This window comes from Bacillus cereus group sp. MYBK5-2 (assembly GCF_051915685.1).
GTDB lineage: Bacteria > Bacillota > Bacilli > Bacillales > Bacillaceae_G > Bacillus_A > Bacillus_A cereus.
Window position 1 is genome coordinate 166,456 of the sequence record NZ_JBQAFE010000010.1, and the last position, 25,754, is coordinate 192,209.

Here is a 25,754-nt window from a genome sequence, read left to right on the forward strand (position 1 = left end):
GAATAATCATATTATATACATTTAAATATATTTTTCAATAAAAAGAGAGCACCCCCGCTACCGGTGCTCTCAATGTGAATCGGGGTTATCCTGAGCATTGAATAGGACACGAAGAACTCGTCCTATTACATAATATGCTTGTCCTTATAATAATGTGCATTAAAAAAGCATCCTCGCACAGGTTCCAAATAATACATATACTTTGAATTAACTAACATGTTCGAAAAGACCTTTCCATATCATTGTATGATTATAAATTATCTTTATACTTAAATGACTCCTTAAGTATGTTTAATGTATAATTTCTATATAACTAAAAAAAAGCACCTGCATCATATAACTTTCTATCTTTCTTAACTATTCGCTTTATGTTTGGTGGTTGGGAGAAAACCAAGAATCTTCTCATTTATACTCCGTAGGTTCAGTCAGTACTTCTGTTGTCCCTCACCTTCGCTCACCAATTATGGTTACGCAACATGATACCTACTAACAAATAAATCAATATATACAGTTTCAAAAATATATGGTTGAGTGTTAAAATTGTATAGATACTCTTTAACGTATTCCCCGAAAGAATTCTCCTTCCTCAAGCGTGTGAAGGGCGTAGCCCTACGATAGGTGGGAGATGACTTTCGGTTTGGCATAGCCAAAAACTTTTGATAAACTTGCTATATGAAGTTCTTTGATAACTTGATATAGAAGGTTGCAGGAAGAAAATAGAGTGCGAAAACCAAGCCATTCGGTTCCTGCGTAAAATATCAACCGTACCAACAGAGCATCCATGCGTTGGACATCTAGGGATGGAACACCCCGAAGTAACGCTCAGGGAGACGAAAGGTTACTTTCGTCGTGGAACTGAGAAGCTCCCACTTCAAGCTTTGCTAAGTGGCGAGTAGTTCACGGAGTTCTCATATAAATTAACAAGAGTTTAAAAATTCTCGATCTTAGCCCCTTGGAGCGCCCTCCAAGGGGCTGAACTAATTAAAATATAGATTATATGCACCTTTATTATTTTTATTGAATCTATATATTGCATATACGTAATATTTTTGTGAAACATCGCGGGTTTCAAATACAACATTTTTTAAAGAACTCTTATCTTTCCATAAGAGTTCTTTTTTAATAATGCATTTGTTTAAATTCTTAAATTTGGCCAGACAGTCCAGTAATTCTCAATACTTTGTCAATCTTCCTGATTGTCGAAACCCATATACATAATTATTTTCACCTCGGCATCCTAATAATACAATATTTTAAAAATAGATGAAGTTATGTACCAACAAACAAATTTTACATGAATCAATTACCAAAAATAGATAAAAATTTTTGACTATAGCGCATTTACCTTTATGAATATGAGATACAGACGAAATACGGGGAAAAATAGGTCATAGGACAGAAATGAAATCTGAAACTTCTAAACTATCTTTTTATTTCCGTTCGACATAATATGACAATATAAAGATATATGATGTGTTATTATTACTGTTGCAATCTTAAATTTTACATAATTGGAGGAACAAACGTGGGAAAAATATTTAAGTTTGGATGCCTAGGCATTATAGTTTTATTTGTAATCGGAATAATTGCTATGGTTGCTGGTGGCGGAGATTCAACAGAAACAACTTCAACAGACACTAAAGCAGTATCAAAAGAAGGGGTATCTTCTGATGTAAAAATCGCTGTAGGATCTATGGAAACAGTAGATTCTGTAGGCAATGAATATACAAAAGAACAAGCACAAGGTGTATTTAAAATTTTAGAAGTTACACTTACTAATAATCAAAAAGACGCTATCACTGTTGATGCTAACAGCTTTAAATTAGTAGATAGTAAAGGTCGCGAATTCACATATTCAACACAAGGTCAAACATCTTTTGACTTAGCTAACGGTGGAAAAACTGACTTCTTCTTAAAACAATTGAATCCTGGTCTAACCCAAACAGGTAAAATTGTATTTGATATACCAAAAGATGCTGAAGGACTTTTCTTAAAAGCTAGTGGTGGTATGACGGGTAAAGAAATTAAGTTAAAAGTAGAATAGTAAAAAGGTACTCGAAAGAGTACCTTTTTTTCTCACTGACCAACATTACATAACGCGGGAAAATAAGATGTGGATGAGAATTCAATACATATTAATAAAATTAAGACGGTTCAAGTTTGAGAAGGGCTCCTTAAGTTTACTATTCTTTTTGGAAAGTAACTTTACACATAGAAAAAACCTCATATATTGAGACCTTATAGTAAATATTTTAGTATTTTTCTTCCTACAAAATCTCAGCAAAAAGAATCATTAAAAAACATATTGAATTACTGAAGAATTCTGTCCTCAACATTACATTAGATTTGCATCATATTTATTAATCGTGAATACATTTCACGTTCTTCTTTCGACTTTTTTATATAATTGTGAGCAGCATGAAAAACATCCAAAAATTGATTAAGAAAAAGCACTTCCAAAATATTTCACAATACTTTCCCATTAAACCTACTATGATAATAAACGTCTAATTTTTTCTACACAAAGGTTCTGTATACTCATATATATTTATTTTAGCTTTAAGATACGTTCAATTTCCTCCACACTCAACTTACTTGCTTTTGCAATAGTTTCAAGTGGTATACCAATTTCATGCATTCCTCGGATTATCTGCATCTTACCTTGCTCGATTCCTTTTTCCATGCCCTCTTGTTCTGCATGCGCTAACTTAGCTTGTTCATCTAGAAGTAATTTCTCTCGAGCTTCATATGCTGTTCGGAAAGAAGAATCATGGCTCATATTTTACCATTTATTTATTACCTTTTGTAAAATTGGATCTTGATTCATCGCAATCTCCTCCAATATTTGAGTAAAATTCTTCACACATTATTGAGATTCTTCTCCGTCTAGAAAATTAAAATTACCATCAATAAGATTCTGTAAATACTCATCAAAGCTGTTTGCAATCACTTCATATTCATCGGGGTCGTGTAAAAAACGAATGATTTGACCACATACCCCTTCTTCAGAAGGATTAAAATCAATATACAGCTTTGATGTTCCACCGTTGTTCATACAATCTGAAAAGTGAATATACGTGCCAGGGAGAAGACCTTCTGGATTTATCTTGGAGTCAACAGCATCCTCGTCATCTTGGTATTCTAAAAGATAGGAGACGTCTTCTCCTTCTTTTGAACTTTCGATCATTTCCTGTGTAGAAAGCAAATAATATGGATACTCTTCAACATCTGAACCTAAAATACATACCGTGACTTCGTTTTCTCCATATTTCCGCCAATATGTACCATCGATATTTTCAAGTAAAGTGATTAACGATTGTGGACAATTTGGATATTTCGTTCTTAATATATCAATATCCCCTTTTGTAGCACCGTATGCTTTATTTAGTGCTTCGAGATCATCTGTTGATAAGGCTTCTTTCAAACCGTTTAAAAATTTGTTTACCAAATCCATTATTTTGTCCTCCCAAAAAACGAATATAAATTTTCTTAGTCTATATACCTAACATAAATAAAATTTGACCTTTAACCATTTACACATCTAATTTAATTAGTACCATTACGTTCTAGCTCTTCTCGATTAAAGTATTGTTCTAGTAACTCTTTACCTGTTTTGATTGTAGTATAGTACTCTCCACCATACAGTTTCCCTTCTGATGGTTTATGGAAATCTTCGTATTTAGGGAAGTCTTCATTCTCTTCAAATGATTTCTTTGCAACTTCCATGTCTTCTGCTTCTATTTTAGCAAACAATCTACCTATACCGAATAACCCTTCATCATCAATACTTTCTTCTATAAGATAGTGTTCCTCTTCCTCTATAGGTGTCATTTTACTTTTTCTAACAGAATATAGATGACCCGTTTCTTCTTCTCTTACCGTAATAAAAATCCAACCAACTCTTACAACTGTACAAGGTTCTAATCCTAATAGTGTATAAGCAACTACCTTTTGGTCTTTCACATATTTCCCCATTTTATCTACCCCTTGTTGTTTATTTTGTTTAAAAGTTAAAATATTTTCAACGTGGTGATACATATCTATAACCATATAAAACCGTAATTCCCTTTACTACAACTGTTTTTTTTCAATGCTTTTCACTACCTCCTTTCCTGTTAAACAATTCATCTATTAAATATAAATTGCAAATTCTATAGGTTCCTTTTTTGGTTTTGCTTCTTCAAAATAATATAATTCTTCTTCATCGGCACTTAACTCTAACTCCCAATCTTCAAAGTTAGTTTTATGTATGGATAGTGCATGAGATTCAGGCGATCCTATTTCATATTTTAAGTCTTTAACGAAAACACGGTCTATGCCATGCCAGTTCCTTTTTCTTCCCATTTTGGTCATCCTTTTTGTTCCTATTAATAATTTTTTCTACTTCTATTAAGCCAATTATTGTCTATGAAAACATTGAATATTCCCATTTTTATCATACAGGATAAAGAATGATTACACCAATTATTACCATGCGTTTCTAAAGTTTTTTGAAATGACGTTATTACTTTTTAACAAGTTTATTATTCGCGTACATCAAGTGTACAATGATATTTATTTTGCCATTATTAAAACAGAGTAAGATAGTAGCTAGTTCATCTTAAAGCGAGCTTTTTAATTCTAAATACAAAGAGCTATCATCATTAAACATGATGATAGCTCTTATATTAATCCAAACTAATTTCTTGATTATTTTTTTATAAATCCCCACCAACTAAAACAAGTTGTAATTGTTCATATATTTCCTGTGTATCAGGTGTACTTTCTGCCTGCTTACGTTCACGTTTAACTGTAGTATCATTTTCCACTAGTATTTCTTCTTTAGTTTCTGCGACCATTTCTATGTGCTCTAGTACAGCTACACGCTCTAAGCCTTCCATTTCATCTAAATCTTCTACATCATCTGCATCGTCAATTATTTCTGATTCTTCTGTTTTTATAATCTCTCTCTGTTCTTTTTTCAATTCAATTACTGCTGATTGCTCTTGTACTATGCTCTCTTTTTCAAGGCTAAATTGAGCAACTTCAATTACCTCTAAAGGTTTATTTTTAGTATTTGCAATTTTATTTGCTTTTGCTATAGCAATTTTCACTTTCATCGCTCTTAATGAAGAGGATATTTTATTTAGTATTCTTCCTAATCCATAGAAACGAATTGCCTCAACTATAACACCCATTGCAATTCCAAAAATCCATGAGCTTGAAAAATACCCAACTAAGCTAAATGTTATAACTCCTGGTAAATATAAGCTAGCATAGGCTATTAAATTAGGTATAGCTTTTTCTACTGTTAATTTGAAGCTATATTTAATTATTAAATATATAGCACTTAACCCCACTATTAAACCAGCCAGATTTAATAATAAATTTTTAAAAGTTTCACCTATCATTATAATTTCCTCCCTTTATGAAAGAAAATGCTCTAAAGGCAAATCTATTAGAGGGTTATAGGATGGTTTCACCTCATGTAAAACCTTCTCTACTATAATTTCTGCATATTTAAGCATGTAGTCAGTTAAACTATTACCCTCTTCTAACACGCTTCCATAATCCACCTTCGGAAACAAGATTTTCTACTCTTTTACCATTTCACTAATACAATAATTCATTTCAAATTCATTGAAATTGAACTTTAACACCTAGAAATATTTAAATAACTTATTGTCATAATAACAAGGTACAGTCTCCATCTCTTTTTTTCTCTAATAATCTTTGATAAATAGGTTCTCCCAATTCTTTTAAAGTACCAATTCAATACTTTTCTCACCTATAACGTTACGTATTGCAGCAGCTGGTGATTCTTCAAATGAAAAAGGTATATGATCTTTCTCTTACCAAATCATGTACCCTAATGATTGGCTTACGGCCATTAATTATAATTAGAAATATTGTATATTTTCCCTTTTCAGCATAAAACTGAAACTGTGATTCAAATTAATAACTTATTGAGTTTTTTCTTCAGTACCAAACTTCAAATTGGAAATCCCATTATCAATTGCATCTTTTATACTTTGAACTGTACTCTCAATGCCCCCAATTATTGTGAAAAGTAGTAAGGAAACACACTGTCCTATATCCGCAACAACATGTGCAAAGCAAAAGGCAGATTGATATGTTTTACCTTCTACTAGAACTTCTATCATCTGCTGATGAGTAGCAGATCTCTCAACTTCCTCTAAAATCTTAGCTATTCGCTCAAATCCATTTAGTTCATTCGTTTTAGTAGTAACATACATTATTTTTACTCCTACTACTTAGTATGAAATTTGTTTAATAAGTTAGTGGAAATGTTACAAACCCTTTAGAGTAACTGCATAATAAAATTCCTTTTCAAATATATACAACACCCTTCATCCTTTCCTTATGGAAATATCTATATAAACGGCATAAGCCTAATTGTTTTTAAACACAAAAAACCCTTTCGGGTATATGAATTTTTGTAAGCAAGGCTGCTTTACAAAGTCATTTCCCCGAAAGGGTTGTAGTATTTATGGATTAAAAAAAGAAAAAAGAAAGTCTTACATACATTATATAAATTATCATCATCATATTCAATTTATTTTCAACAGAATATTCAGACTCCTATTTGTATTCAAGTTCTATTTTTCTTTATAATATGGATATATTTTAAAGGATTAAGCTATAATTCCTCATTACCTTCTGATATGCATGTAGAAAAAAGTCAAGATTCTAATAATTTTCCTTTTTTACTATAATTAGATTGATATATGCAGACTATTTGTTTGCTATAGTTCCTTATCACTTCTTGATATTATATGATATTTCACCACTGAGGACCTCTAAAATAACATTATTTAGGGACCTCCAATTATGTATAAAAGCACTAACTTTATATACTTAAAATATAACATGTGTAACTTTTGACTAAGTTTGATAATTCGCCTTTAACTATTAGTTCTATATTAGGAGTGGATCTTATGGAAGGAAAAACATTGATAAAATATATTTTTTACTTTTTTTCTTATTTACTTGTTTATATACCCTCATTTCCAGTTATAGTTATTCTTAGTATGGCTGGTGCTTCTCCTGATGTAGAACATACTATACTAGAATGGATAATTACGATTTTTGAGTTATCTGTTACAATTTTAGGTGCTTGGTTTTTTAACTTTATTTTCAAAAATATTATAGGAATTAAGAAGAATACAAAATTCACCTGGACTATCTGTATTCTTCATTTAATTCTTATTCCTTGGACATGGAGACTTCTTCTTTATTATTAAGTTATCAATCTTTTTTATTAATAAAACTACATTTCAAATCCTGATTATTTAATCGTGTACTTGCATACTAAAAAAATAAATTCCTGTGTTTGTCTTAAACAAATATTCTTCATAACAGCATGCATAATAACCTCCTGGATCTAATTTAATCCAATAAACCTCATCTGGTTCTTGTTTGAATACATTTAATAACTGCTCTATTATAAATTCCTTCGGAGTCAATCCATGTAAATCATATCCGCACGGTATTTTCCCAAACCAAGAAGACTCTCCATTGGAATATTGGCAAATTAGGAATTCTTTTTTCCATTCTTTCAAGCGGATGAGTTCTAATGTGTCATTACTAGTAGCATATGTCGCCTTTTTGGCAAGTACAAAAATATTGTCCTCTTTATTTTCTGACATAATACTAAGCTCATAATAATTCCTCACGTATTCATCTGTATTTATATCTGCAAAATCACTTAAGATTTTATTAATTGTATTCATTTTTTACTCCTTTTAAACGTTGCTTTAAAATAAAGTTTAATCAAAAATCTCTTACCAAATTAGATTCTATGACTCACAAAAAAGAATCGATTTAAAAAAAAGATTGATTAGAATCAACTCTTTCTTTAGGATTGCATGAACAATTTTCATAAAAAAATTTGTTCATTTTCTGTTCATGTTCCTAGAAAATATAAACTTTTGGTTGATTCATTCTAAAGAGATATTTCATACTGATATAACTTAATTCATAACTTTATACTTTTTAAAATTATACGACTTTCATTTAAAAATATAGCATTTAGAACTAACATAACCATCTATCGTTTAAGAGTTAGATGGTTATGTTAGTTATTGAAAAACTAATACAAACTTTCATTTTCTGTAAAAAGCAGCAAAACCATTCATGCACTTTGCGTCGAAAAAACAAAGTTATCAATAGAACCTATTACATATTATTTTTGATATACAATTATTTTATAAGTTCATAGATGTTACTACTGTTTTGAATTTTCTCTGACGTTAGCCAGAGTGAATAGCTTGTTCTATCTTTGTTGGATACAAATATATCAAATTTCTCGTTATGTAGTTCTTCTTTAAGAATCGTGACCACCTTTGTCAAATCCTCCATTACATCGGGATCATTTTTATACTCCATAGAACTGTCATTAAAAACTATCGTAGCTTCATATTTTGGGCATTTCCCTTCCTTCGGATGTGCACAAGTAATATCTTTAATTACAAAGCGGTCATTTTGAATTTCTTTTAATCTTTCAACGACTTTTGTTTGAGTTTCAATTAAATATGTCCAATAACCGCTTACTGTGTCTTTCATTGTTAGTAGAAGTTCTTCTTTCGTTATACCCTTTTGCACATCTTCGAAAGGAAGACCAATCGATTTACCATTATGATCCTCAATTTCAAGTTCTGTTATCTTTCTATTACTCTTTTGAATGAGTTGAAATAATGTATGTAAACGATCTAATTCTATAGTTTCAAATTGACTATAATCGATTTCCTTACTCATTTTTAAGGTTAATAACAACTCATCTGTTGGTTTTTCTGCTGCATTGTTATAATCTACTATATATTGAAGAACATTTTTATTTTCAGATTCCTCGTAACCTAACTTTTTCATTTCTTCAAGAATGGGTTTGAATTTCTTATATTCCTCGTATGTGTTTTTCCCATATTCGTATTCATCACCTTGTATTGTGGAATAGAAGATACCATTTACCTCTACTCGAAATTGAATATTTTTATTATCCTTTGCCTGAACAGTATGGTACGTATGTCCCATATTTCCTTCATGTATCCCGCCCCAATCTGTTACAACAACATCGAAACCATGTTTTTCTTTTATATATTTTTTCACCTGATCTTCATTTTTATAATTGCACCCACTCAAACATAAGAAACATAACACTAATAACCATACATTTTTCATTCTTTTCATATAACCCCTCATATCCCTTCCTTACATAAGAAACGTTCTCTGGTTGAATACTGTAAAAATATTAAAAGGTAAAGTAATCTTTTGAATAACGTACTTCATTCGTTCAATTATTTTCTCGCTAGCGCCAAGGTAGGTTACTCCATAATCTCGGCGGGAAAAATTACAAAAAACATTGAATTGCTGAGAATTTCAATTCTTAACATTAAATCAGATTTGCATCATAAATGTACATCCTCATTTACCAGGTATTTTCCTTTATTAAGTCTTTGTCTTATAAATAATTCTGCAATAATTAAATTTGGTACCCATGCTAACCAAGCAATAACAGTGTAACTAACTTCAAACTGTTGTAATCCAAATAGCAATACAAACAAAGGTAGCCAAATTCTTAATGTAACTGCCGCAAAGGTTAAAGAATAATTTCTAATCACCCAATTTTGATGGTCTTGAATTTTCTTATTCTTAACTCTATTTAATGCTTGATATGCTGATGTTAGCCAAAATACGGATAACAAACCGAGACCAAGCTTTGCTACCAATCCCCCATAGCGTAAAAGGATAAGTACAGTCCTGAAACGCCGCCTAATAATATATCAACCATATAGATTCTTCCAACTATTCGATGACGGTTAATATTCTTTCCTCTAAATTTTGTGGATAATGTAAACGGACCGATTACTAATGCTACTATACTAGTTGTAATATGTATAAATAACATTATATACCAAAAAACAATTAATTTAGATACAAACATAAACTTCATTTTGATAAGTCCTGTTTGAAATCCATCCATAATAAAATATTGGGCCACAACATAACTAGCTACTAAAATAGCTAAAAAAATGAATATAAACCAAATTTTACTGCCCCCTTGTTACATTTAGGGACATTTGATTATACATTACTGTTCATTCTAGGAAGGAATAGAAAAGCCTTATTTAATTATCTATTCAACATATTGTTTTTTCATTAAAACAACTCTAATTGAAGTCTATAAAAAATGAAATTAGATATATTGCAAACAAAAATTGAGTTGTGAATATCGATTCATCGTTAAAACAACAAAGAACCGCTTCAGCATATTTACCTGAAGCAGCTCTTGTTATCTCAAAAATGGTAATGGTGCTTGCTGAATTCCGTTTTGAGTTGAGATATAAAAAGATTTTGCGAATCCCTCACTGTGAATACATTCATCTATTAAAAGCATTATAGGAATCTTTTGTAAGTCTAACATTAGCTCCTTTCTAACATGTTCTGCTAAAGCAAGATTAGATATAGATAATATAAAAATTCCTGGTAAACTCTTTGTGTTTTCGAAATTCAATACATTATTTGGTCCATTTTGAATTTGATCTTCCCAAATTTTCAATCGCGATTTTAAATGTTGTGCATATCGCTGACCTTGTTGTACCCTTTCAAATATGAAGTTTTGATTTCCAATTGGAGTTTGAATTTCTCCAACAGCAATTGGATTATGTCCATTACCAGTACCTTTTAGCTTTGGATACCAGCACCAGTTTTTTAATAATTGTTGGCCTACTGCAAACTCATATTTTATCTGATTCAAAGTGACAAATCTTTGTACACCTGCCACCCCAAGCTTTAACCACTGTTCTGGCTTTAAAGAATAATTTGTATTACGGTTATGATAAGCCCACATCATCAAATGACCAGCAGTATTTAATGTAATTGGAGCAGAGGTTTTGGGCTGATCCGGAAATAACCCCGATTTTATCTCCCATCGACTAACAAACCCATACAGTACCAGTTTTTTCAACGATTCTGAAACCTGCGACCTACTAATTTTAGATTCCACAAAATTTTTGATTTGTGCTTCAGTAATCGCTAATGAATCCCAAATAAGCTTTAGTATTAAATTATCTTTTTCATTTATAAAACCTGAATTAATCCTGTCATAAATACTACGTAAATCTGTGAGTGGTTTGAATTTATCTGGAAGAATTGGTCCCCCCTGTAAAGAGGGGTCATCCCAAAGTGATAAAGATTGGTCCCTATTAAGCCAATATTGAACCGCCTTTCCATTCTCTTGTACGGAAACCTGCGGCGCACTCATTAGTTATATAAAAACGCCGTTGGGTCGTTAACTTTTTTGCGTCCAAAAGGAAACTTGAAGATAACCCCCGACCCTCTCTCTTTTTCTACATCCACATTCACAATTCTCATACTTACTACTTCATCCAATACTGGCTGTTCGATTGTTTTAGGGACAATTCCTTTAATTGTGCAGCCTTGGTCCAATTCAACAAAAACTCCAAAACGCGGGTCAACATTTACAACTCGCCCTACAATTGTGTCCCCTTCAGCTAATTCAGATAACAACTGATAAGGATTTTCCACTGCCGCTTTCCTAGAAACGTGAATTAGTCGTTGTTCCGGATTAAATTGTAGAACCTTAACTGGGATGCGTTCACCAATAGGCGTATAGCGATCCACAGCGTTTTTATATACCCTTCCATAGTTTAATTCATGTAATTTCATGAAGCATTCCGCACCATTAATGCGTAAAAATATAGTAGGAACCTGAGCGTTCATGTTGTACCCTGTTACTTCTGCTTCGTAAGTTGGCTCTTGCAATTTTTCATCCTGCTCCAATTCTATTAATTCACGAATTAAAGCGTCTGCCGATCTCCTACTTGCTTCTTTTACTGATACCTGAACTTTATTAACATCCAGTTCATCAGACATCTGAGTGATTACTACATTAAAAATATTACCTGTGAATTGTGTAATACTTCTAAAAGAATAATCTGAGAAGTCTTCTTTTTTACAAATACCTATAATCTTTCCGTTTTCAAGGGCGAACTCAGCATATTCAGTATCTGGATCATCTTTATCTTGTCTTTTGACCGTTCTCAATACTGCTTGAATTGGCTCTTTATATCTACGTAGTCCCTGTAGCTTTTCATAAGTTTTTGAATCCATAAAAATATCTCCTCTCCCTCGTTCAATATTTATAAAGTTCAAAAATAATACTTCTACTTGAATTATTGATACTTTTAGCTAAGAAACTAAGCTTTTTAGAAATATTTTCTAAAATTTATAATCTTGCTATTTTTCATATTTATAATCTCTATTATTCTTTCATTATTTTCAAAAGGTGAAACTCAGCAAGAAGCAAAAGAAGTTGTAAACGACATTATTACCGGTCCTAATGGAAAAACACTCTTAATCGTTGCTGTGGTATTTGTAATCGGAGGGGTATTTATTGTTGGTAGTATTGTAAATAATGGCTATGAACCAAATACACATCCAAGTATACGAGACGATCGTGATCCTTTAGGATGTGCTCATTATGGTGGCGAATGGGACACTGGCGGTCTTTTTGGAGAAGCTAAATGTGTTTATAATAAAACTGATGAATCGGATAATAGATAATATACATAAAGAAAAGGCTCCCATATAAGGGTGCCTTTTCTAATAGTTTTTTAGCAGAAGCAAGAAGCTCCAACAATAATTAATAATATGAACAATACAACTAATAAAGCAAATCCTCCTGCAAAGCCACAGCCGCCACCGCAGCTACCACCAAAGCCCATAATAATTCCTCCTTTAAAGAGTAGGAGAAAAATAAGGAGTCACTCATGTATTTTAATGGATTCAAATTACTTTATGTTTTTATGGATTAAATGAGCATGGACTTTTGAAAATAAAAAAAAGACGCTATAAAGCGCCTCCCATTTGGGTAAATAAGAAGTAAGGTTTCTAAGATAACTGAAAAAATAGATCAGGTGCTTAGATTTTATCACGATTTTTTTCAGAATGAACATGCATTATTACATATCACAATAAATCCCTCTATTTTCCATTTGATAAAATACATTACAAATATTGACAAAATTTAAATAAATATTTCTACAAATTCAAAATATTTACAAAAATGATGGAAGTGATACATTTAAGGTGCAAGTTATAAAAAATATTAAGGGGGAATTTTTATGTTCAAGAAATTAGTAGTTGGAGCATTAGCAACTGGTATTGCATTGACTGGAGGTGTTGCGTCGGCATCAGCTTGTGAAAATACGGGTACTCAACAGTATCCGAGTGGTTTGTATTATAAATATGAGTATAGTGATTACGACATATTTGCTAATTCGTACACTGAGTACGGAATTACATGGTATTTTAAAGGTTCCAAGTGGAAATCAGCATGTGGAAAATATGAAGCATATTATGAAGGAAGAAGATAGTATTTTTTTATGAAAGGCCTCGAATATCGGGGCTTTTTTATTTATGTATGTAGAACTATAGAAAAAAAGACACCTAAAGGTGCCTTCCGACTTGAACCACTTTAATTTTAATAATATGTATTGGACTCCCATCCAAATATTATCTTTCTCAACGAATAATTGGAATATTTTAGGGTTATTTATTCTGTTTTTATGTTAAGATGTTTTGGTGTTATTTGGATTATTTTGGGAGGTTGGAAGAATTGCTTAGGGCGTTTCATATGGATTTTAGCTTCTATACAGAAAATATAAAAGTTTTAGGGTTATTAGGGAATTCTACGCGATTATCAATTGTTTGTAAATTGATTACATATGGATCGTTGTCAGTTTCTGATTTAAGTAAGCAAACAAGAATTACAGAGGATTTGATTGTACAACATTTGCGTAAATTAGCCTCTGGAAATATTGTAATTAGTGAACGTATAGGGAAAAGGCTTTATTTCAAAATAAAAGATAATAAAACAATTGAGATTATTAAGGTATTAGGATTACTAAGTTAATTTTAATTACTTTCAATATAAATGATTTTGCTATAACTCAATTGTGCAAAATTATATTTAGCCCGCCTATGGAAATAGGTAGGTTTTTAATATACAAAAAGGCGCCCATATAAGGGTGCCTTTTCCAATAGTTTTTAGCAGAAACAACTGCATCCGATAATAATTAATAAAATAAACAATACAACTAATAAAGCGAATCCTCCAGCAAAACCGCAGCCTTCGCCGCAACTACCACCATATCCCATAACAATAGTGCCTCCTTTAGATTAGAGGGTAAAACTAGGGTTCATTCCATGGATTTTAATGGGTTCACTTTACCTTATGTTTTCAAGAATGAATTGAGCAGGTCCTTTTGAAAATAGAAAAAAGACGCCATAAGGCGCCTTCCTTTTAGGTAGATAAGACTTTAGTTTTCCAATCTAAAGAAATTTTGTATCAGCTCTTTGAGAGTATATCATGATATTTGCTTGATTTATTATGCATTTTTACATATACCTTCAAATCCCTCTATTTTCCATTTGATAAAATGAAATTCCAATATTGTTAATAATTAAATAAATATTTATATAAATTGAAAATATTTACAAAATTTATAAAAGTGATACATTTAAGGTGCAAGTTATAAAACATATTTAAGGGGGATTTATTATGTTTAAGAAATTAGTAGTAGGAACATTAGCAACTGGTATCGCATTAACTGGAGGGATTGGAGCAGCATCAGCAAGTACAGAAGGTGTAGATAATACTAAAAATTCAGCACCAATTGTCCAACGTACCCAAATACTTAAAGATGATTTCAGTCTGATAAATGGTGAAAGAGAAGTATCGTTCGAGCATGTAAAAAAAGCGGATATGAGAGTTCATATGACAAACAATACTAAAGGTACACTTGACTGGTCTTTAAAAGACTCAAAAGGTAATGTTATTGGTTCTGGATCGTTAGCAGCAGGAAAGGGTTTTACAAATACGTACAATACTCTTTCAAAAGGTAAATATAAGCTTAAAGTTACTCACAGAAATGGTGGTTCTGGATCGTTCTATGCAGCTGCTCGTACTTTAGACTAGTATACATAGAACCATTTTAAGCGTATTGTAGAAGAACGACCAGAGAGTTTGGGGATTAAGGAGTTTTGTCATAATATCATCGTTTGCAAATACAAAGTCACAAAATGCCTACCTAGGGAAATAGGTAGGCATTTTTAATGCAGAAAAAAGACACCCAAAGGTGCCTTTTACGCTGTAATAAATTTAAATACATAGTACATAAAGAATAACAAAGATAGACTTGCTAATCTGCCAGCAATTGATTCTTTCATAAATTTCATAAGTATCACTTTGACAATCAATGCTAAGAATAACGGTATAAACAGTACCATAGCAAGTTTGATAGCTAAGTCGTTTATAATTGGATTAAACGCTTCAAAGTTAATAATGATATTCACTTATCCCTCTTTTTATCTATTTATATTTATAATTAGATTTATATTGTTTTGACTAATAAAGAGACGTTAATTTGAGAACCATTTATTTTTGGATTATAAGAGTACTCTCACATTTACGACAAGCGATCTTCTCTTCTTCAAAAATGAATAGATTCTCAGCATCACATTCTGGGCATACAACTGCAAATGGTGTTTTTATATTTTTATAGCATAGGAAAGAAAAGAATGCCATGATTAGAGCAGGTATAATAAGCATCATAATTAAGAATAGGCCCGCAAAAACGCCTGTAATTATGGAAAGTGGTTTCATTAGTTTTCTACCTACGGAGTTTACTTGATTATCCTTTTTACGAAAAGCAGTAACAAGGTAAGTTTGGGTTTCTTTTACTGGCTCAAATGCATTTACCGTATTGTAATCTTGTTCATCCATAGTGGGATAGGAAGTGTTTGGTCCTTGATATCCTCGTTGTATATAATAATTGTTTGACTCAGCTATTCGTGGTGTATACGAGATTCCAGTTCCAGGTACATAAGTTGTTGTTCTTGATTCAGGTGGAATGGAGTTCCCTTCCATACCTGTGTATGTAAAGTTAATTTTCACACCCGGGGAAAACTGGATAATTCTACGAAATTTATAACCCATAATATTGTATCCTCTCTATCTAATTAGTATAATTAGCAAATAATTATATTAAATTTTTAATATAATATTAATATATTAAGTTAAAATAAACTAATAAAAAAGAGTAATATTGAAGTTTACTAATTTAAGGCGTTTTAGGAGTCCATTTTCACATGAAAAAGACACCCTAAAACGCCTTTCTCCGACTTGAACCACTTTAATTTTAATAATATGTATTGGACGCCAATCCAAATATTATTTTATTACTTGCTACACATATTTACTTTTTCTTGGTACTTTACAATACTTTCTTTTATGGCCGGATTCTGTTCGGCATTTTTTAATTGTTCAAGGACATTTCTCGCGTCATCACAACTCATTTTTTCTCGTTCTTTATCCTCAAATGATTGTGCTTTCCTTTTTGCATACTCCAAACCTTCTCGTTCCTGGCGTTCTTCTCTTTCTTTAAGTTCTTTTTCAATCTTTTGCTCATTTTCCCATTCTTTTTGAACGTGTTCACATGTTATTCCAACTTCTGGCGAACCGCAAAGTTCAGGTTCTTCTTTCTTTTGTTGCTTCACTTCACGTTGCTTTTGTGCTTGTTGTTTACGGGCTTGTTCCTGCTCTTGACGTTGTTGTTCTTCTTTCTCTTCTCTTTCTGCTTGTTCTTGCTTCGCTTTTTCTTCTGCCTGTCTTTGAGCTTCTGCTTCTTGTTTTGCTTTCTCTTCTTCCTCTTTTTTAACTTCTGCTTCTTCACGTTGCTGTTCTTCTTGCTTCGCCTTTTCTTCCGCCATCTTAGCTTTTTCTGCTTCTTTTTGTATTTTCTCTTCAGCTTTAGAGTCATTAGCTGTACTTGCGTTTTCGTTAGATGAGCATGCTGCCAATCCTATAATTAAAACGCAGCTTGTTAGTGCGAGTAATAGTTTATTGTTCATAATATGTATCCTCCGGTGTCTAAAATGTAAGATTACCTGAACTATGATAACAAACTATTAATCGTTATATTGTCATATTATGTCGAAAATGTACAAAAAAAGACACCCTAAGGTGCCTTACGAGTTGAACCACTTTAAATTAATGATACATATTAGGGGTCACGTCACCAAAAGTAAAACGGCCACTAGTGGCGGGCGTCTTTTTAAATTTTTTAAAGTTTATTTTTTTGTTGTAATCATTATGATAAAGGTAATTATTTAGAGAAGTTGATGAGAAAATTTAAAAGATTTTTATAGGCATATGTTTTTAAAAAACCTTAAAGAAATATGTATTGTATAATGGAAACAAGCCCATCGTATTGGCGTACGAAAGGCTTGAAGGGTGGTGAATCTACAATGGATGCAGACACTGTTATAGCAATTGGAACATTGCTATTAGTTGTTATTGGAATTGTTCAATTAAGTCAAAAAGAAAACAAATAGTTATGATAAAAGCTTTTCAGTATTGGCGTACTGAGGAGCTTTTTTCATATTTATCTTTACTTAAATCATATCATGCTATGCATCTTAACTACAAGAATATGAAAGGGGGCAACGTTCGTCATTAAATAATTTATATTAGGTAAATTCCATAAAGAAAAGACACCCTAAGGTGCCTTCCTCGGCTTAATAACCGTATTTTATTTTCCTCGTAGACTCTGTTCATATGCTTTAACTTCATTAGTTGATCCGAATGTTTTCAAGTCAAATATTTTGTTGCCATCAACACATACTACTAATAATCCATCTTTAGCCTGAATAACACTTCCAACATTGCCCTTTTTTAGAGAAATACTAAAAGGATGATCTACATTCATCGTTTTTTTCTTCTCTACATATTGATTAAATTCCATGCCAACTGGGAATGCCTCTTTTAATTGTTGAAGAGTATACTCAGTTGTAGTTGGCGGATCACTTTTAGGCTTTTCTTGTTCTTGTTCTGGTTGTTCTTGCGGTTTAGGTGTTTCTTGACTCGGCTGTGTCGTTTTTTGAAGTGACCTAGTTTGCTCTTTTTCATAGGAGTCTACTTTAGATTTCAACTCTTTGATTTGTGTTTTTAATTCTTGCTGTTCATTAAAGTGTTGATCGATAAGTTTATCCATATCTTTTTGTGAATACTTAGGTTTCATATCTTCTGATTTGGAATCTTTAAAAATAGCTACGGAAGCAATGATAGCTACTAGTACAGCGATAATTCCAATGATTAGTTTTTTATTCATTTATGTTCCTCCTAAAATACAATGATATTATTATATAAAAATTAAGCGTTTGTAGGTAGAAAAAAAGACACCATAAGGTGCCTTCTTCTGACTTGGACTATCTTGTATTAATGCCGTTACTATTAATAAATTAAATTATAAAAATAATTTGTTATACTTCTATGTACCCTAGCTGATATAATGTATAAGGCAATTATTGGTTAATTAAAGGTACATATATATTAGGAGGTACATAAGTAATGATAGATATAATATTCTCATTCTTCTTAGTGGTTACTTATTTCATTATTTATCTCTTTTCAAGTGGAGAAAAGAAACAACAAGCAAAAGAAAATCTAAAAGAAGTTATTACAGGTGCGGATGGTAAACTCCTATTAGTTACTGTTATGGGAATTCTAATCATGGTAATCTGGTTATATTTTTATGGTTTAGGTTTATGAATATAAACTAAAATCATATCCAAGAATACGAGATAATGGTTCACCTGGGAAGTATGCGTATTATGGTGGAGAATAGGACACTGGCGATCTTTTTGGAGAAGCTAAATGTGTTTATAATAAAATTGATGAATCGGATAATAGGTAGTATATAAAGGTCTTATCTTTTTTATAGGAAGATAAGGCTTTTTTATGCATAAAGAAAAGACACCCAAAGGTGCCTTTCTCCGACTTGAACCATCTTAATTTTAATAATATGTATTGGATCCCCATCCGAATATTGTTTCACCGTATTTATCCATATCTTTAATTAGAAAAAAAGAACAGTATAGTATCTTATTACTGTTTGTTCATAGCCTTTATCTGTTCTTCATAAACATATTTAGTAGTCATGAAGTCATTAGGGAAGTCGTTGATCACTTTCTTCATAACGTTTAGTTCTTCCTGAGATTTGAGTTCAATACCATTTAGATAATCAAACGCCTTAGATTGTTCATCTGCTACATAATTCTGTGTCATGTAATCATCTGGGAAGTCTTTCTTTGCTTTTTCTTTGACGGCATTCATAGCAGCTGTTTTATCGATATTTTTTATAGGATTTGTAAATCCCGATGCAGATTGTTGAACATCTTGTTTAGGTTGTTCTTTCTTTTCTGGTTGAGCTTGAATATCTTGTTTAGGCTGTTCCTTCTTTTCTGGTTGAATTTGAACATTTTGTTTGGGTTGTTCTTGTTTTATTTCTTTTTTGGGTTCGATTGGAGTTGTTGTAGCTTCTTCTTTAGTTTTTTTTCCGCCAACAACAACAATTACGACAACGGCAATGATAAACCAAAACCACCACTTTGTATAAAATGAGTTTTGCATAATTTGTTTCCTCCGATTATAGGGAATGTAGAATTTCTCCTCCAAGCATAACAAATCCAGTAATAACTGTTTTGTTGTATCATGTCGACGAAAATAAAAAAGAGAGCAATAGCTCTCACTCTCAATTAATAGTAACCAAAGATGCTTCAATGATGTATCGCTCAGGTGCATCCCCAATATAGTTAAATGGATAACATGTAGTTAGTGTTAATGTTGGTTTATCTCTTGCGATAATTACGGTACGATCATTCGCATCTGTAATCCAGTGTTTTTGAATTTGATAAGTATATATTTTTTTATCATACTCAACTAAAATATAGTCATTTTCTTGTAAATCTCCTAAATTAGTAAATACCGTATCACGATGTCCACTTAAAACAGTATGTCCATTTCCAGAAGGAGTGGTTGTAATGTCACTAACAAACATTCCTACTCCTTTTTTTAAAGTTTTAGCATCAGCACCCCAGTAAACTTGATATTTCTGTTTAGTTTTCGGTATAACCATGTAGGCAATTTGTTCTCCTATTTGATGTTGAACTTGAGAAGCTGGGATTTGTTTTGGTGATTCTGGTAATGGTTCACTAGTATTTGTAAGATTAGGTTCTTGATTTGGTAGAACATGTTGGGATTGTTCTTTATGTGCTTCATTTTTGACATCTTGTTTATCATTAGTAACAGGTTGTATATCTTTATATTGTTGAATTTCAGTACTTGTTAAGGCTTCAACAGTTTTTCTTGCGTCGTACCAATCTATAAAGTAATAAACAAAAGTAAAAGAGCCGATAGTAATTAATAAAGCTCCCAACCAAACAAGTTTGTTCAAACTTATCACTCCACATTAAAAACGACAGGAATATTCCTGCCGTTTTTAGGTATTAGTTTAGGCATTCGTTTTTTTACGACGGAATACAAGAACTGAACCTGCTAATACTAAAGCAGCGCTTGCTAGCATCATCGTAACACCGTTTGATGCTGTATTAGGTAATTTTTCACCTTGTTTTTTTGTTTCATTCTTTACAGCTGTTTGTTTAGTTTGCTCTTGTTTATTGTTAGTTGCTTGGTTGTTTTGTTGTGTATTTTCTTGTTTTACAGGTTCTTTTTTAGTATCTTCCTTTTTAACTGGTTCTTGTGGTTTTGTTTCATCCTTTTTAGTAGTTTGTTTGCTAGCTACAAATTGATCGTAGTCCCCTTTTTTCACTTCACAAGGTAAGCCATCATTGTCACGATCTAAATCATGAGGATCGTTAGTTGCACTGTATCCATTGCTGTGCCAGAATTCCATAACCTCTTGTTTGTTTTTAAAGTGACCGCAATCCTTGTCGTTTGGATTTTTTTCTGCAAATGCAGCAGAACTGTACCCCACTGTTAATAGTGTTACCGCTGTTGCTGAAACTAATAATTTTTTCATGATTTTCCCCATCTCCCTAAATGGTATGTATTTACATCGGAAATTTTCACATTTAAAAACTTTAAAATATAATAATATTATGTAGATAAATGTAAGATTTCTATATGATAATAGCAAACTGTTTATTCGCATGTTGTCATATTATGTCGAAGGTAAATAAAAAAAGACACCCTAAGGTGCCTTCCTCCGGCTTGAACCATCTTAAATTTAATAATAAATATTGATATTTTTATATATATGAATTAAAATCGTAATGTCTAAAAATTGAGGAGGCTTATATGAAAAATCCATTCTACTCGAGACGTAAGTTTCGCTGTATTGCTGTAGTTTGTATATTTGCTTTTACCCAGGCATTAATTTTAAACTGCGGCTTACACTTTCTAGGGTTTGTACCTTACATCATATTATTTTGTTCACCTGTGTACTTTATATTTAAGTGTAAGAAAGAAAAAAATAAGTGTGTTGAATTAGTATGCAATCAATATAATCAAGTAAGATTCGCAGAGATGGAGGTATACCATCCAAATTTAGAATGGGGATTTCTTGTTTTAACAAAGCAAGCCCTGTTCTTTGTTCCTAAAAAAGGGGGTATCTGGTCTATTAATTTAGATGAAATATCTCGTTATGGAATGGATGGTATTGGGACTGGAGTATTCAATTCAACAACTTCGTCACTTACTGGGGACACTACTACAAGAGAAGATGTAAATCGTATATTTTATGTGTATAAGGGTAAAGAGTGTTACTATTGGTATACTAACAAAAATGAATTAATGTTTGAAAATATGCAGATATTATTTGGAACACATACTAGTCAATTAAAAAGTAATTACTAAGTGAATTTAATGCAAATGCAATTATATATAATTAATTTTGTATTTTGATTTAAATTATTTTTTATATTTCCCCCTCAGAAATGAGGGGTTTTTGAGCTATATCTTTTCGGAAAATAATAAAAAAGACACCCTAAGGTGCCTTCCTCCGACTTGAACTACTTTAATAATATGTATTGGACTCCCATCTGATTTCCACTTCACCATAAAAAATGTAATCATTTTGATTTAAAATTACATTTTATGAACTTCACCAGTATTAGAATTCACATTGAACCAACCATAAGTTGCTGTATGTCCGCCTTCTTCGTCTGACACAATTTGATATACATGTATGACATACTCTTCACCTTCAACGCCTTCGTATTGGCAGTAAACTTTAGGATTTTTGGTAATGTTTAAAGTTTTTCTAACTTTGTTTTCTGCATCTGTAGGAGAGAGCTTTTGTTTGCTGCTTTGAGCGGTTTGCTTTTGCTGTTCTTTTGCTTGTTGCTCTTTTATTTGTTGCTCTTTTGCTTGTTGTTGCTTCTTTTGCTCCGCTGCTTTTTTCTGCTCTTCTTGTCGTTTTTCTTCTTCCACTGCTGCATTTTTCTCTTTTTCCAGCTTCTCTAACTGTTCCGTTACCTTTTGATTTTGTTCCGTGAACATCTTATCTGTAGTTGTTTCTTGTTGTACTTTTGTCAATATTACCTTTGATTCATCAAATTTCTTTTCGCTTAGAAGGTCTTCTGCTGTTTGTAATTCTTTATTGTAATTCTCACGTTTATCTTTATATTGAGTAAGTGTTTCTTTCTCCTTCTTCGCCTCATTTTTCACCGTCTCTAAACCGTCTTTCATGGTTAAAACTTGGTCGAATAACTTAATTGCATTGTCGATGTCGAGTTTTTCTTTTGCGATCAGCGCTTTTTCCATTTTGGATGCTTGCTTTTGCAAAGTTTGAACTTTCTCGTCCTTTTTTTCTTTTAATGCGATTTCAAATGAAGCATTTGCATTTGTATATTCCTTATTTGCCAGTGCTAATTTCCCCTGTTCTACCGCTTTATCGAATGTTTCGTTACTGCAACCGAATAATAAGGTTGCGATTAATAAAATAGAAAAACTCATCAAGAATTTTTTCAAATTTCTCCCGCCTTTTTATATGCATTTTCCTTATATAAGGATAAATAAATTAAATGTCAATGATTCGCTGCATCTTCTTTTTCTTCGCAGCCAGTCATCAAAATCATAGCTAGCAATAGACTATATGCAGCGAAATACTGTTTTAAACTTCGTAAAAATCTTATGTTTCAACATGGTGTATCCTCCCTGATTGTATGATTATAATTAAATCATTTAATATTATAATATTTTTATATAAAATGAACCATATCATTTTATTAAAAAATGCGATGTATGTAAAAAAAGACACCCTAAGGTCCCTTTCTTCAACTTATCACCCCTTAACATCAGGTGTTATCTACATAATTGAAGAAATAAAACACCCCTACATTAGTAATTACTTCACGTCCCTATTTTAAGTTTAAAAAATCCCAAAAATTCCCCTCTTATAAAAAATAAAAAGAGGGGAATTTTTTATTAATCTACATGTTATATGTGTACACCACTTAAGGCATACGATCTTTTAAATCTGCTAAAGGTATAAGTTTGTCGACAAGCCATAACTTTTTATTTCCATCATAGATAAGATTTATTTGCATTAATGACATATTATCAGATGAAACACCATTAACTGTAATTTTACTTTTCACTTTTGCCAATACATTTGCTTTTGTAGTATCCAAAAATGCATAATACAACTCGCCACCTGTGTATTCAGATTGAAATGAAACTTTCTTCTTTTCTTTCTCATCTCCAGTTCCAGGAGCAGATTGCGTTGGTCCACCTGGTGGTGTTAATTCTTTCTTTGCATTTGGTGTTATATATGCATCGATATTAGCAAGGTAAGATTCGCCTTTACCTGTATCATAAGTACGGAAAGCTTTAAGAAATCGTTCTGCAGCTTCCTTTACTTGTTGTTGGTTATTACTCTTTAGAGCTGACAATTCTTTTTTCGTATCGGTGTATTGTGCCTCCACCTTTTCCACCTTTTTCGTTAATTTTATATTATCTGATTTAAGTTTCTCATTATCAGATTGATATTTTATTAAAAACCCTACACTAGCTATTAATAAAATTGCTATTATAATGGTGATTTTCTTCATGATTTACCTCCTTTTCGCAGTTTCATAAGTTGCTAGATGTTACATGCATTATTATCTAACTACACGACCATATCCCGCAAAATGCTGTTGAAAATATGGTTTACCTAAATCAGCATAGCCAATCGGATCGCCAGCATGATACATTGTATTATTTCCTACATAAATGCCAACATGCGTAATGTAGTTACTTGTAGCATAAGTACTATGGAAAAACACTAAATCTCCTGGCTTAGGATCTGTTACACGTTGGGTTTTATCCCATTGGGTTTGTGCAGTACCAAATAAATTAATACCAACCCTTGAATAGGTATACTCAACAATTCCACTACAGTCAAATGATGTATTTGGTGTTCGCCCTCCAAAAACATATGGCCATCCTTGATACTTTAGTGCTTCTGCCATAATTGCTTGGAATACATCATCACCTAAAACACTACCACCAGCAATTCCTCCAGAACCACCAGAGGTTTGACCAGGTTGATAGTATCTCATAATATGTGGGACATAATCGGGATCACCATAGCACCAATTATTAGCTACAGCCTCAGCACTTCTCCACGAACCACATTTATAACCATTTTTAGCTGATTGCTCTGCAGAAAATGCTCTTGCATTCTCGTGTGTATATCCACCTTTCGAAACTGCATAGTTAGCGTATCCAGTTCCGTAGTTATAACATTGTAATGTGGTATTTTGATCACCATTGGATTTTTTATGACAATCAGCAAAATGCATTAAACCATATTTTATACTTTCCTCTGGATCAGTAAAATACCCTGGAGGATGCCCCTGTGATTCCGAGCTTTGCATTACATCTAATTGTGTTCCAGAACTTTCTTGTTGGATAAGAGCAAGAATTAAAGGAGTCATTGCTTCAATACCATGCTGTGCCGCATATTTCCTTACCAATGGCTCCCATCTCATTACTTCAGGACTAACACTTGCTGTACCTGGGGCAAAAGGACTACCAATTCCTCCAGGACTGACTTCATCTTCACTCATACTAGCAGTTAATAAAAATATGACTATACCTAAACCTGCAACAACAGCCAGAATAACACCGGCTATTATTAATAATGGCTTTGCAACAGCTACTGTTGCTGTCTTCTGTGCTACTTTAACCGCTACTTTCTTCCCTACTTGTGCAACTGCTTTACCCGCTATTTTGGATCCTTTTCCAGCTGCCTTTCCTAAAGAATGGCCTGCCTTTTTCAAGGCAGGCTTGGCATTCCCTAGTTCAGCTTCAGGATGATGTTCATTTTCAAAGTCGCGATTTGGTTCCGCACTCAATGTATAAACCCTCCCTCATGAGCTGAATTATTTCGGTTTTATAGTTTCTTTTGCTTTTACATTTTTTAAAGCCTCTTGTTTTGTTTGTGCATTTGTTTCAACTTTTTTAATTGCTGCCCCTTCTTTTACCTGTTGTTGATTATTTACTTTAGGGACATTTTTAGTTGGTTGTGAATTAACTGGTTTTACCTCTACTTGCTTTTGCGGTGTGCTTACATGTGAAGTAGTAACTGGTTTACTCTCAATTGGGTTCGGTTTTGATAGTGTCGTCCCCGACTGTGGTGCTGTAATTGGTTTACTCTCAATCGAATTTGACTGTAATGGTGTTGTTCCCGACTGTGGTGTTGTGATTGGTTTACTCTCAATCGGATTCGACTGTAATGGTGTTGTTCCTGACTGTGGTGTTGTGATTGGTTTACTCTCAATCGAATTCGACTGTAATGGTGTTGTTCCTGACTGTGGTGTTGTGATTGGTTTACTCTCAATCGGATTCGACTGTAATGGTGTTGTTCCTGACTGTGGTGTTGTGA

General features: G+C 32.4%; 30 protein-coding genes and 4 pseudogenes. 9 read left to right on the top strand and 25 right to left on the bottom strand.

Annotated elements, in window-relative coordinates; translation table 11 throughout:
• Positions 1-1,525: 1,525 nt before the first annotated feature.
• A complete protein-coding gene (locus ACTFP3_RS25620) occupies positions 1,526-2,044 on the top strand; it encodes a DUF4352 domain-containing protein (protein WP_017658149.1) in 519 nt (172 codons plus the stop codon).
• A 504-nt stretch (positions 2,045-2,548) separates the two neighbouring features.
• Here ACTFP3_RS25620 and ACTFP3_RS25625 read toward each other — a convergent pair.
• The 7 genes and pseudogenes from ACTFP3_RS25625 to ACTFP3_RS25655 form a co-directional block, all read right to left on the bottom strand.
• Positions 2,549-2,860 (bottom strand): annotated as a pseudogene (locus tag ACTFP3_RS25625) (Rpn family recombination-promoting nuclease/putative transposase); the annotation flags it as partial.
• Positions 2,861-2,866: 6 nt separating this feature from the next.
• Positions 2,867-3,454, bottom strand: a complete 588-nt coding sequence (locus tag ACTFP3_RS25630; protein WP_098762716.1) for an SMI1/KNR4 family protein — start codon at positions 3,452-3,454, stop codon at positions 2,867-2,869.
• Positions 3,455-3,546: 92 nt separating this feature from the next.
• Entirely contained in the window at positions 3,547-3,975 is a 429-nt protein-coding gene (locus ACTFP3_RS25635; protein WP_031312909.1) for a hypothetical protein, read from the bottom strand.
• 46 nt (positions 3,976-4,021) lie between these two features.
• Positions 4,022-4,353, bottom strand: a pseudogene (locus ACTFP3_RS25640) (transposase).
• Positions 4,354-4,697: 344 nt separating this feature from the next.
• Positions 4,698-5,390 (bottom strand): hypothetical protein, encoded by a 693-nt coding sequence (locus ACTFP3_RS25645; RefSeq protein ID WP_139849265.1) that lies wholly within the window; start codon positions 5,388-5,390, stop codon positions 4,698-4,700.
• A 15-nt stretch (positions 5,391-5,405) separates the two neighbouring features.
• The gene (locus ACTFP3_RS25650) at positions 5,406-5,555 is read right to left on the bottom strand and encodes a hypothetical protein (protein ID WP_257149250.1); all 150 of its coding nucleotides are present in this window, start codon (positions 5,553-5,555) and stop codon (positions 5,406-5,408) included.
• 387 nt (positions 5,556-5,942) lie between these two features.
• The gene (locus tag ACTFP3_RS25655; protein WP_017657372.1) at positions 5,943-6,236 is read right to left on the bottom strand and encodes a hypothetical protein; all 294 of its coding nucleotides are present in this window, start codon (positions 6,234-6,236) and stop codon (positions 5,943-5,945) included.
• A 702-nt stretch (positions 6,237-6,938) separates the two neighbouring features.
• Here ACTFP3_RS25655 and ACTFP3_RS25660 point away from each other — a divergent pair.
• The gene (locus ACTFP3_RS25660) at positions 6,939-7,244 is read left to right on the top strand and encodes a hypothetical protein (protein WP_000398639.1); all 306 of its coding nucleotides are present in this window, start codon (positions 6,939-6,941) and stop codon (positions 7,242-7,244) included.
• 48 nt (positions 7,245-7,292) lie between these two features.
• On the opposite strand, the gene ACTFP3_RS25665 is transcribed toward ACTFP3_RS25660, so the two are convergent.
• From ACTFP3_RS25665 to ACTFP3_RS25685, 5 genes and pseudogenes are all read right to left on the bottom strand, one after another.
• Positions 7,293-7,733 (bottom strand): hypothetical protein, encoded by a 441-nt coding sequence (locus ACTFP3_RS25665; protein WP_001092362.1) that lies wholly within the window; start codon positions 7,731-7,733, stop codon positions 7,293-7,295.
• Positions 7,734-8,202: 469 nt separating this feature from the next.
• On the bottom strand, positions 8,203-9,186 hold the full coding sequence (locus ACTFP3_RS25670) for a hypothetical protein (protein WP_440011618.1): 984 nt from the start codon (positions 9,184-9,186) through the stop codon (positions 8,203-8,205).
• 218 nt (positions 9,187-9,404) lie between these two features.
• Positions 9,405-9,979: pseudogene (locus ACTFP3_RS25675) on the bottom strand (DUF2306 domain-containing protein).
• Between the two features lie 309 nt (positions 9,980-10,288).
• Positions 10,289-11,260: a hypothetical protein gene (locus tag ACTFP3_RS25680; RefSeq protein ID WP_017658225.1), complete on the bottom strand. Its 972-nt coding sequence runs from the start codon at positions 11,258-11,260 to the stop codon at positions 10,289-10,291.
• Positions 11,260-12,129, bottom strand: coding sequence for an RNA-binding protein (locus ACTFP3_RS25685; RefSeq protein ID WP_440011620.1), 870 nt, complete (start codon positions 12,127-12,129; stop codon positions 11,260-11,262). Before ACTFP3_RS25685 ends, ACTFP3_RS25680 begins: the two co-directional genes overlap by 1 nt.
• A gap of 123 nt (positions 12,130-12,252) precedes the next feature.
• Between ACTFP3_RS25685 and ACTFP3_RS25690 the strand changes: the two genes are divergently transcribed.
• Positions 12,253-12,582: a hypothetical protein gene (locus ACTFP3_RS25690; protein WP_440011622.1), complete on the top strand. Its 330-nt coding sequence runs from the start codon at positions 12,253-12,255 to the stop codon at positions 12,580-12,582.
• A gap of 50 nt (positions 12,583-12,632) precedes the next feature.
• Here ACTFP3_RS25690 and ACTFP3_RS25695 read toward each other — a convergent pair whose 3' ends face one another.
• A complete protein-coding gene (locus ACTFP3_RS25695; RefSeq protein WP_000505681.1) occupies positions 12,633-12,743 on the bottom strand; it encodes a YjcZ family sporulation protein in 111 nt (36 codons plus the stop codon).
• Positions 12,744-13,142: 399 nt separating this feature from the next.
• Between ACTFP3_RS25695 and ACTFP3_RS25700 the strand changes: the two genes are divergently transcribed.
• Both ACTFP3_RS25700 and ACTFP3_RS25705 read left to right on the top strand, forming a co-directional pair.
• Positions 13,143-13,394: an LCI fold-containing protein gene (locus ACTFP3_RS25700; RefSeq protein WP_098529575.1), complete on the top strand. Its 252-nt coding sequence runs from the start codon at positions 13,143-13,145 to the stop codon at positions 13,392-13,394.
• 260 nt (positions 13,395-13,654) lie between these two features.
• Positions 13,655-13,933, top strand: a complete 279-nt coding sequence (locus ACTFP3_RS25705) for an ArsR/SmtB family transcription factor (RefSeq protein ID WP_088363214.1) — start codon at positions 13,655-13,657, stop codon at positions 13,931-13,933.
• Between the two features lie 134 nt (positions 13,934-14,067).
• On the opposite strand, the gene ACTFP3_RS25710 is transcribed toward ACTFP3_RS25705, so the two are convergent.
• Positions 14,068-14,178 carry a YjcZ family sporulation protein gene (locus ACTFP3_RS25710; protein WP_000540371.1) on the bottom strand — a complete coding sequence of 37 codons (111 nt, stop codon included), beginning with the start codon at positions 14,176-14,178 and terminating at the stop codon, positions 14,068-14,070.
• 403 nt (positions 14,179-14,581) lie between these two features.
• Here ACTFP3_RS25710 and ACTFP3_RS25715 point away from each other — a divergent pair, with 403 nt between their 5' ends.
• On the top strand, positions 14,582-14,998 hold the full coding sequence (locus ACTFP3_RS25715; RefSeq protein ID WP_065212547.1) for a hypothetical protein: 417 nt from the start codon (positions 14,582-14,584) through the stop codon (positions 14,996-14,998).
• A gap of 167 nt (positions 14,999-15,165) precedes the next feature.
• On the opposite strand, the gene ACTFP3_RS25720 is transcribed toward ACTFP3_RS25715, so the two are convergent.
• The 3 genes from ACTFP3_RS25720 to ACTFP3_RS25730 form a co-directional block, all read right to left on the bottom strand.
• Positions 15,166-15,375 (bottom strand): hypothetical protein, encoded by a 210-nt coding sequence (locus ACTFP3_RS25720; RefSeq protein WP_016513716.1) that lies wholly within the window; start codon positions 15,373-15,375, stop codon positions 15,166-15,168.
• Between the two features lie 82 nt (positions 15,376-15,457).
• Entirely contained in the window at positions 15,458-16,018 is a 561-nt protein-coding gene (locus tag ACTFP3_RS25725; protein ID WP_065212549.1) for a DUF4236 domain-containing protein, read from the bottom strand.
• 242 nt (positions 16,019-16,260) lie between these two features.
• On the bottom strand, positions 16,261-16,932 hold the full coding sequence (locus ACTFP3_RS25730; protein WP_440011624.1) for a hypothetical protein: 672 nt from the start codon (positions 16,930-16,932) through the stop codon (positions 16,261-16,263).
• A gap of 327 nt (positions 16,933-17,259) precedes the next feature.
• Here ACTFP3_RS25730 and ACTFP3_RS25735 point away from each other — a divergent pair, with 327 nt between their 5' ends.
• Complete coding sequence (locus tag ACTFP3_RS25735; RefSeq protein ID WP_327901188.1) at positions 17,260-17,415, top strand: hypothetical protein; 156 nt, start codon at positions 17,260-17,262, stop codon at positions 17,413-17,415.
• A 197-nt stretch (positions 17,416-17,612) separates the two neighbouring features.
• On the opposite strand, the gene ACTFP3_RS25740 is transcribed toward ACTFP3_RS25735, so the two are convergent.
• Entirely contained in the window at positions 17,613-18,191 is a 579-nt protein-coding gene (locus ACTFP3_RS25740) for a hypothetical protein (RefSeq protein WP_071732377.1), read from the bottom strand.
• 239 nt (positions 18,192-18,430) lie between these two features.
• On the opposite strand from ACTFP3_RS25740, the gene ACTFP3_RS25745 reads away from it, so the two are divergent.
• Positions 18,431-18,631 (top strand): hypothetical protein, encoded by a 201-nt coding sequence (locus ACTFP3_RS25745; RefSeq protein WP_000565399.1) that lies wholly within the window; start codon positions 18,431-18,433, stop codon positions 18,629-18,631.
• Between the two features lie 336 nt (positions 18,632-18,967).
• On the opposite strand, the gene ACTFP3_RS25750 is transcribed toward ACTFP3_RS25745, so the two are convergent.
• From ACTFP3_RS25750 to ACTFP3_RS25760, 3 genes are all read right to left on the bottom strand, one after another.
• Entirely contained in the window at positions 18,968-19,492 is a 525-nt protein-coding gene (locus tag ACTFP3_RS25750; protein WP_071732376.1) for a hypothetical protein, read from the bottom strand.
• 121 nt (positions 19,493-19,613) lie between these two features.
• Complete coding sequence (locus ACTFP3_RS25755) at positions 19,614-20,315, bottom strand: class D sortase (RefSeq protein ID WP_071732375.1); 702 nt, start codon at positions 20,313-20,315, stop codon at positions 19,614-19,616.
• Between the two features lie 57 nt (positions 20,316-20,372).
• The gene (locus ACTFP3_RS25760; RefSeq protein ID WP_440011626.1) at positions 20,373-20,900 is read right to left on the bottom strand and encodes an excalibur calcium-binding domain-containing protein; all 528 of its coding nucleotides are present in this window, start codon (positions 20,898-20,900) and stop codon (positions 20,373-20,375) included.
• A gap of 278 nt (positions 20,901-21,178) precedes the next feature.
• Here ACTFP3_RS25760 and ACTFP3_RS25765 point away from each other — a divergent pair, with 278 nt between their 5' ends.
• Positions 21,179-21,736: a hypothetical protein gene (locus ACTFP3_RS25765; RefSeq protein WP_071732374.1), complete on the top strand. Its 558-nt coding sequence runs from the start codon at positions 21,179-21,181 to the stop codon at positions 21,734-21,736.
• 231 nt (positions 21,737-21,967) lie between these two features.
• Here ACTFP3_RS25765 and ACTFP3_RS25770 read toward each other — a convergent pair whose 3' ends face one another.
• The 4 genes and pseudogenes from ACTFP3_RS25770 to ACTFP3_RS25785 form a co-directional block, all read right to left on the bottom strand.
• Positions 21,968-22,852, bottom strand: coding sequence for a hypothetical protein (locus tag ACTFP3_RS25770; RefSeq protein WP_440011627.1), 885 nt, complete (start codon positions 22,850-22,852; stop codon positions 21,968-21,970).
• 485 nt (positions 22,853-23,337) lie between these two features.
• Positions 23,338-23,934: a hypothetical protein gene (locus ACTFP3_RS25775; protein ID WP_065212555.1), complete on the bottom strand. Its 597-nt coding sequence runs from the start codon at positions 23,932-23,934 to the stop codon at positions 23,338-23,340.
• Positions 23,935-23,985: 51 nt separating this feature from the next.
• Complete coding sequence (locus ACTFP3_RS25780; RefSeq protein ID WP_440011629.1) at positions 23,986-25,224, bottom strand: bifunctional lytic transglycosylase/C40 family peptidase; 1,239 nt, start codon at positions 25,222-25,224, stop codon at positions 23,986-23,988.
• 27 nt (positions 25,225-25,251) lie between these two features.
• Positions 25,252-25,754 (bottom strand): annotated as a pseudogene (locus ACTFP3_RS25785) (CD3337/EF1877 family mobilome membrane protein); the annotation flags it as partial.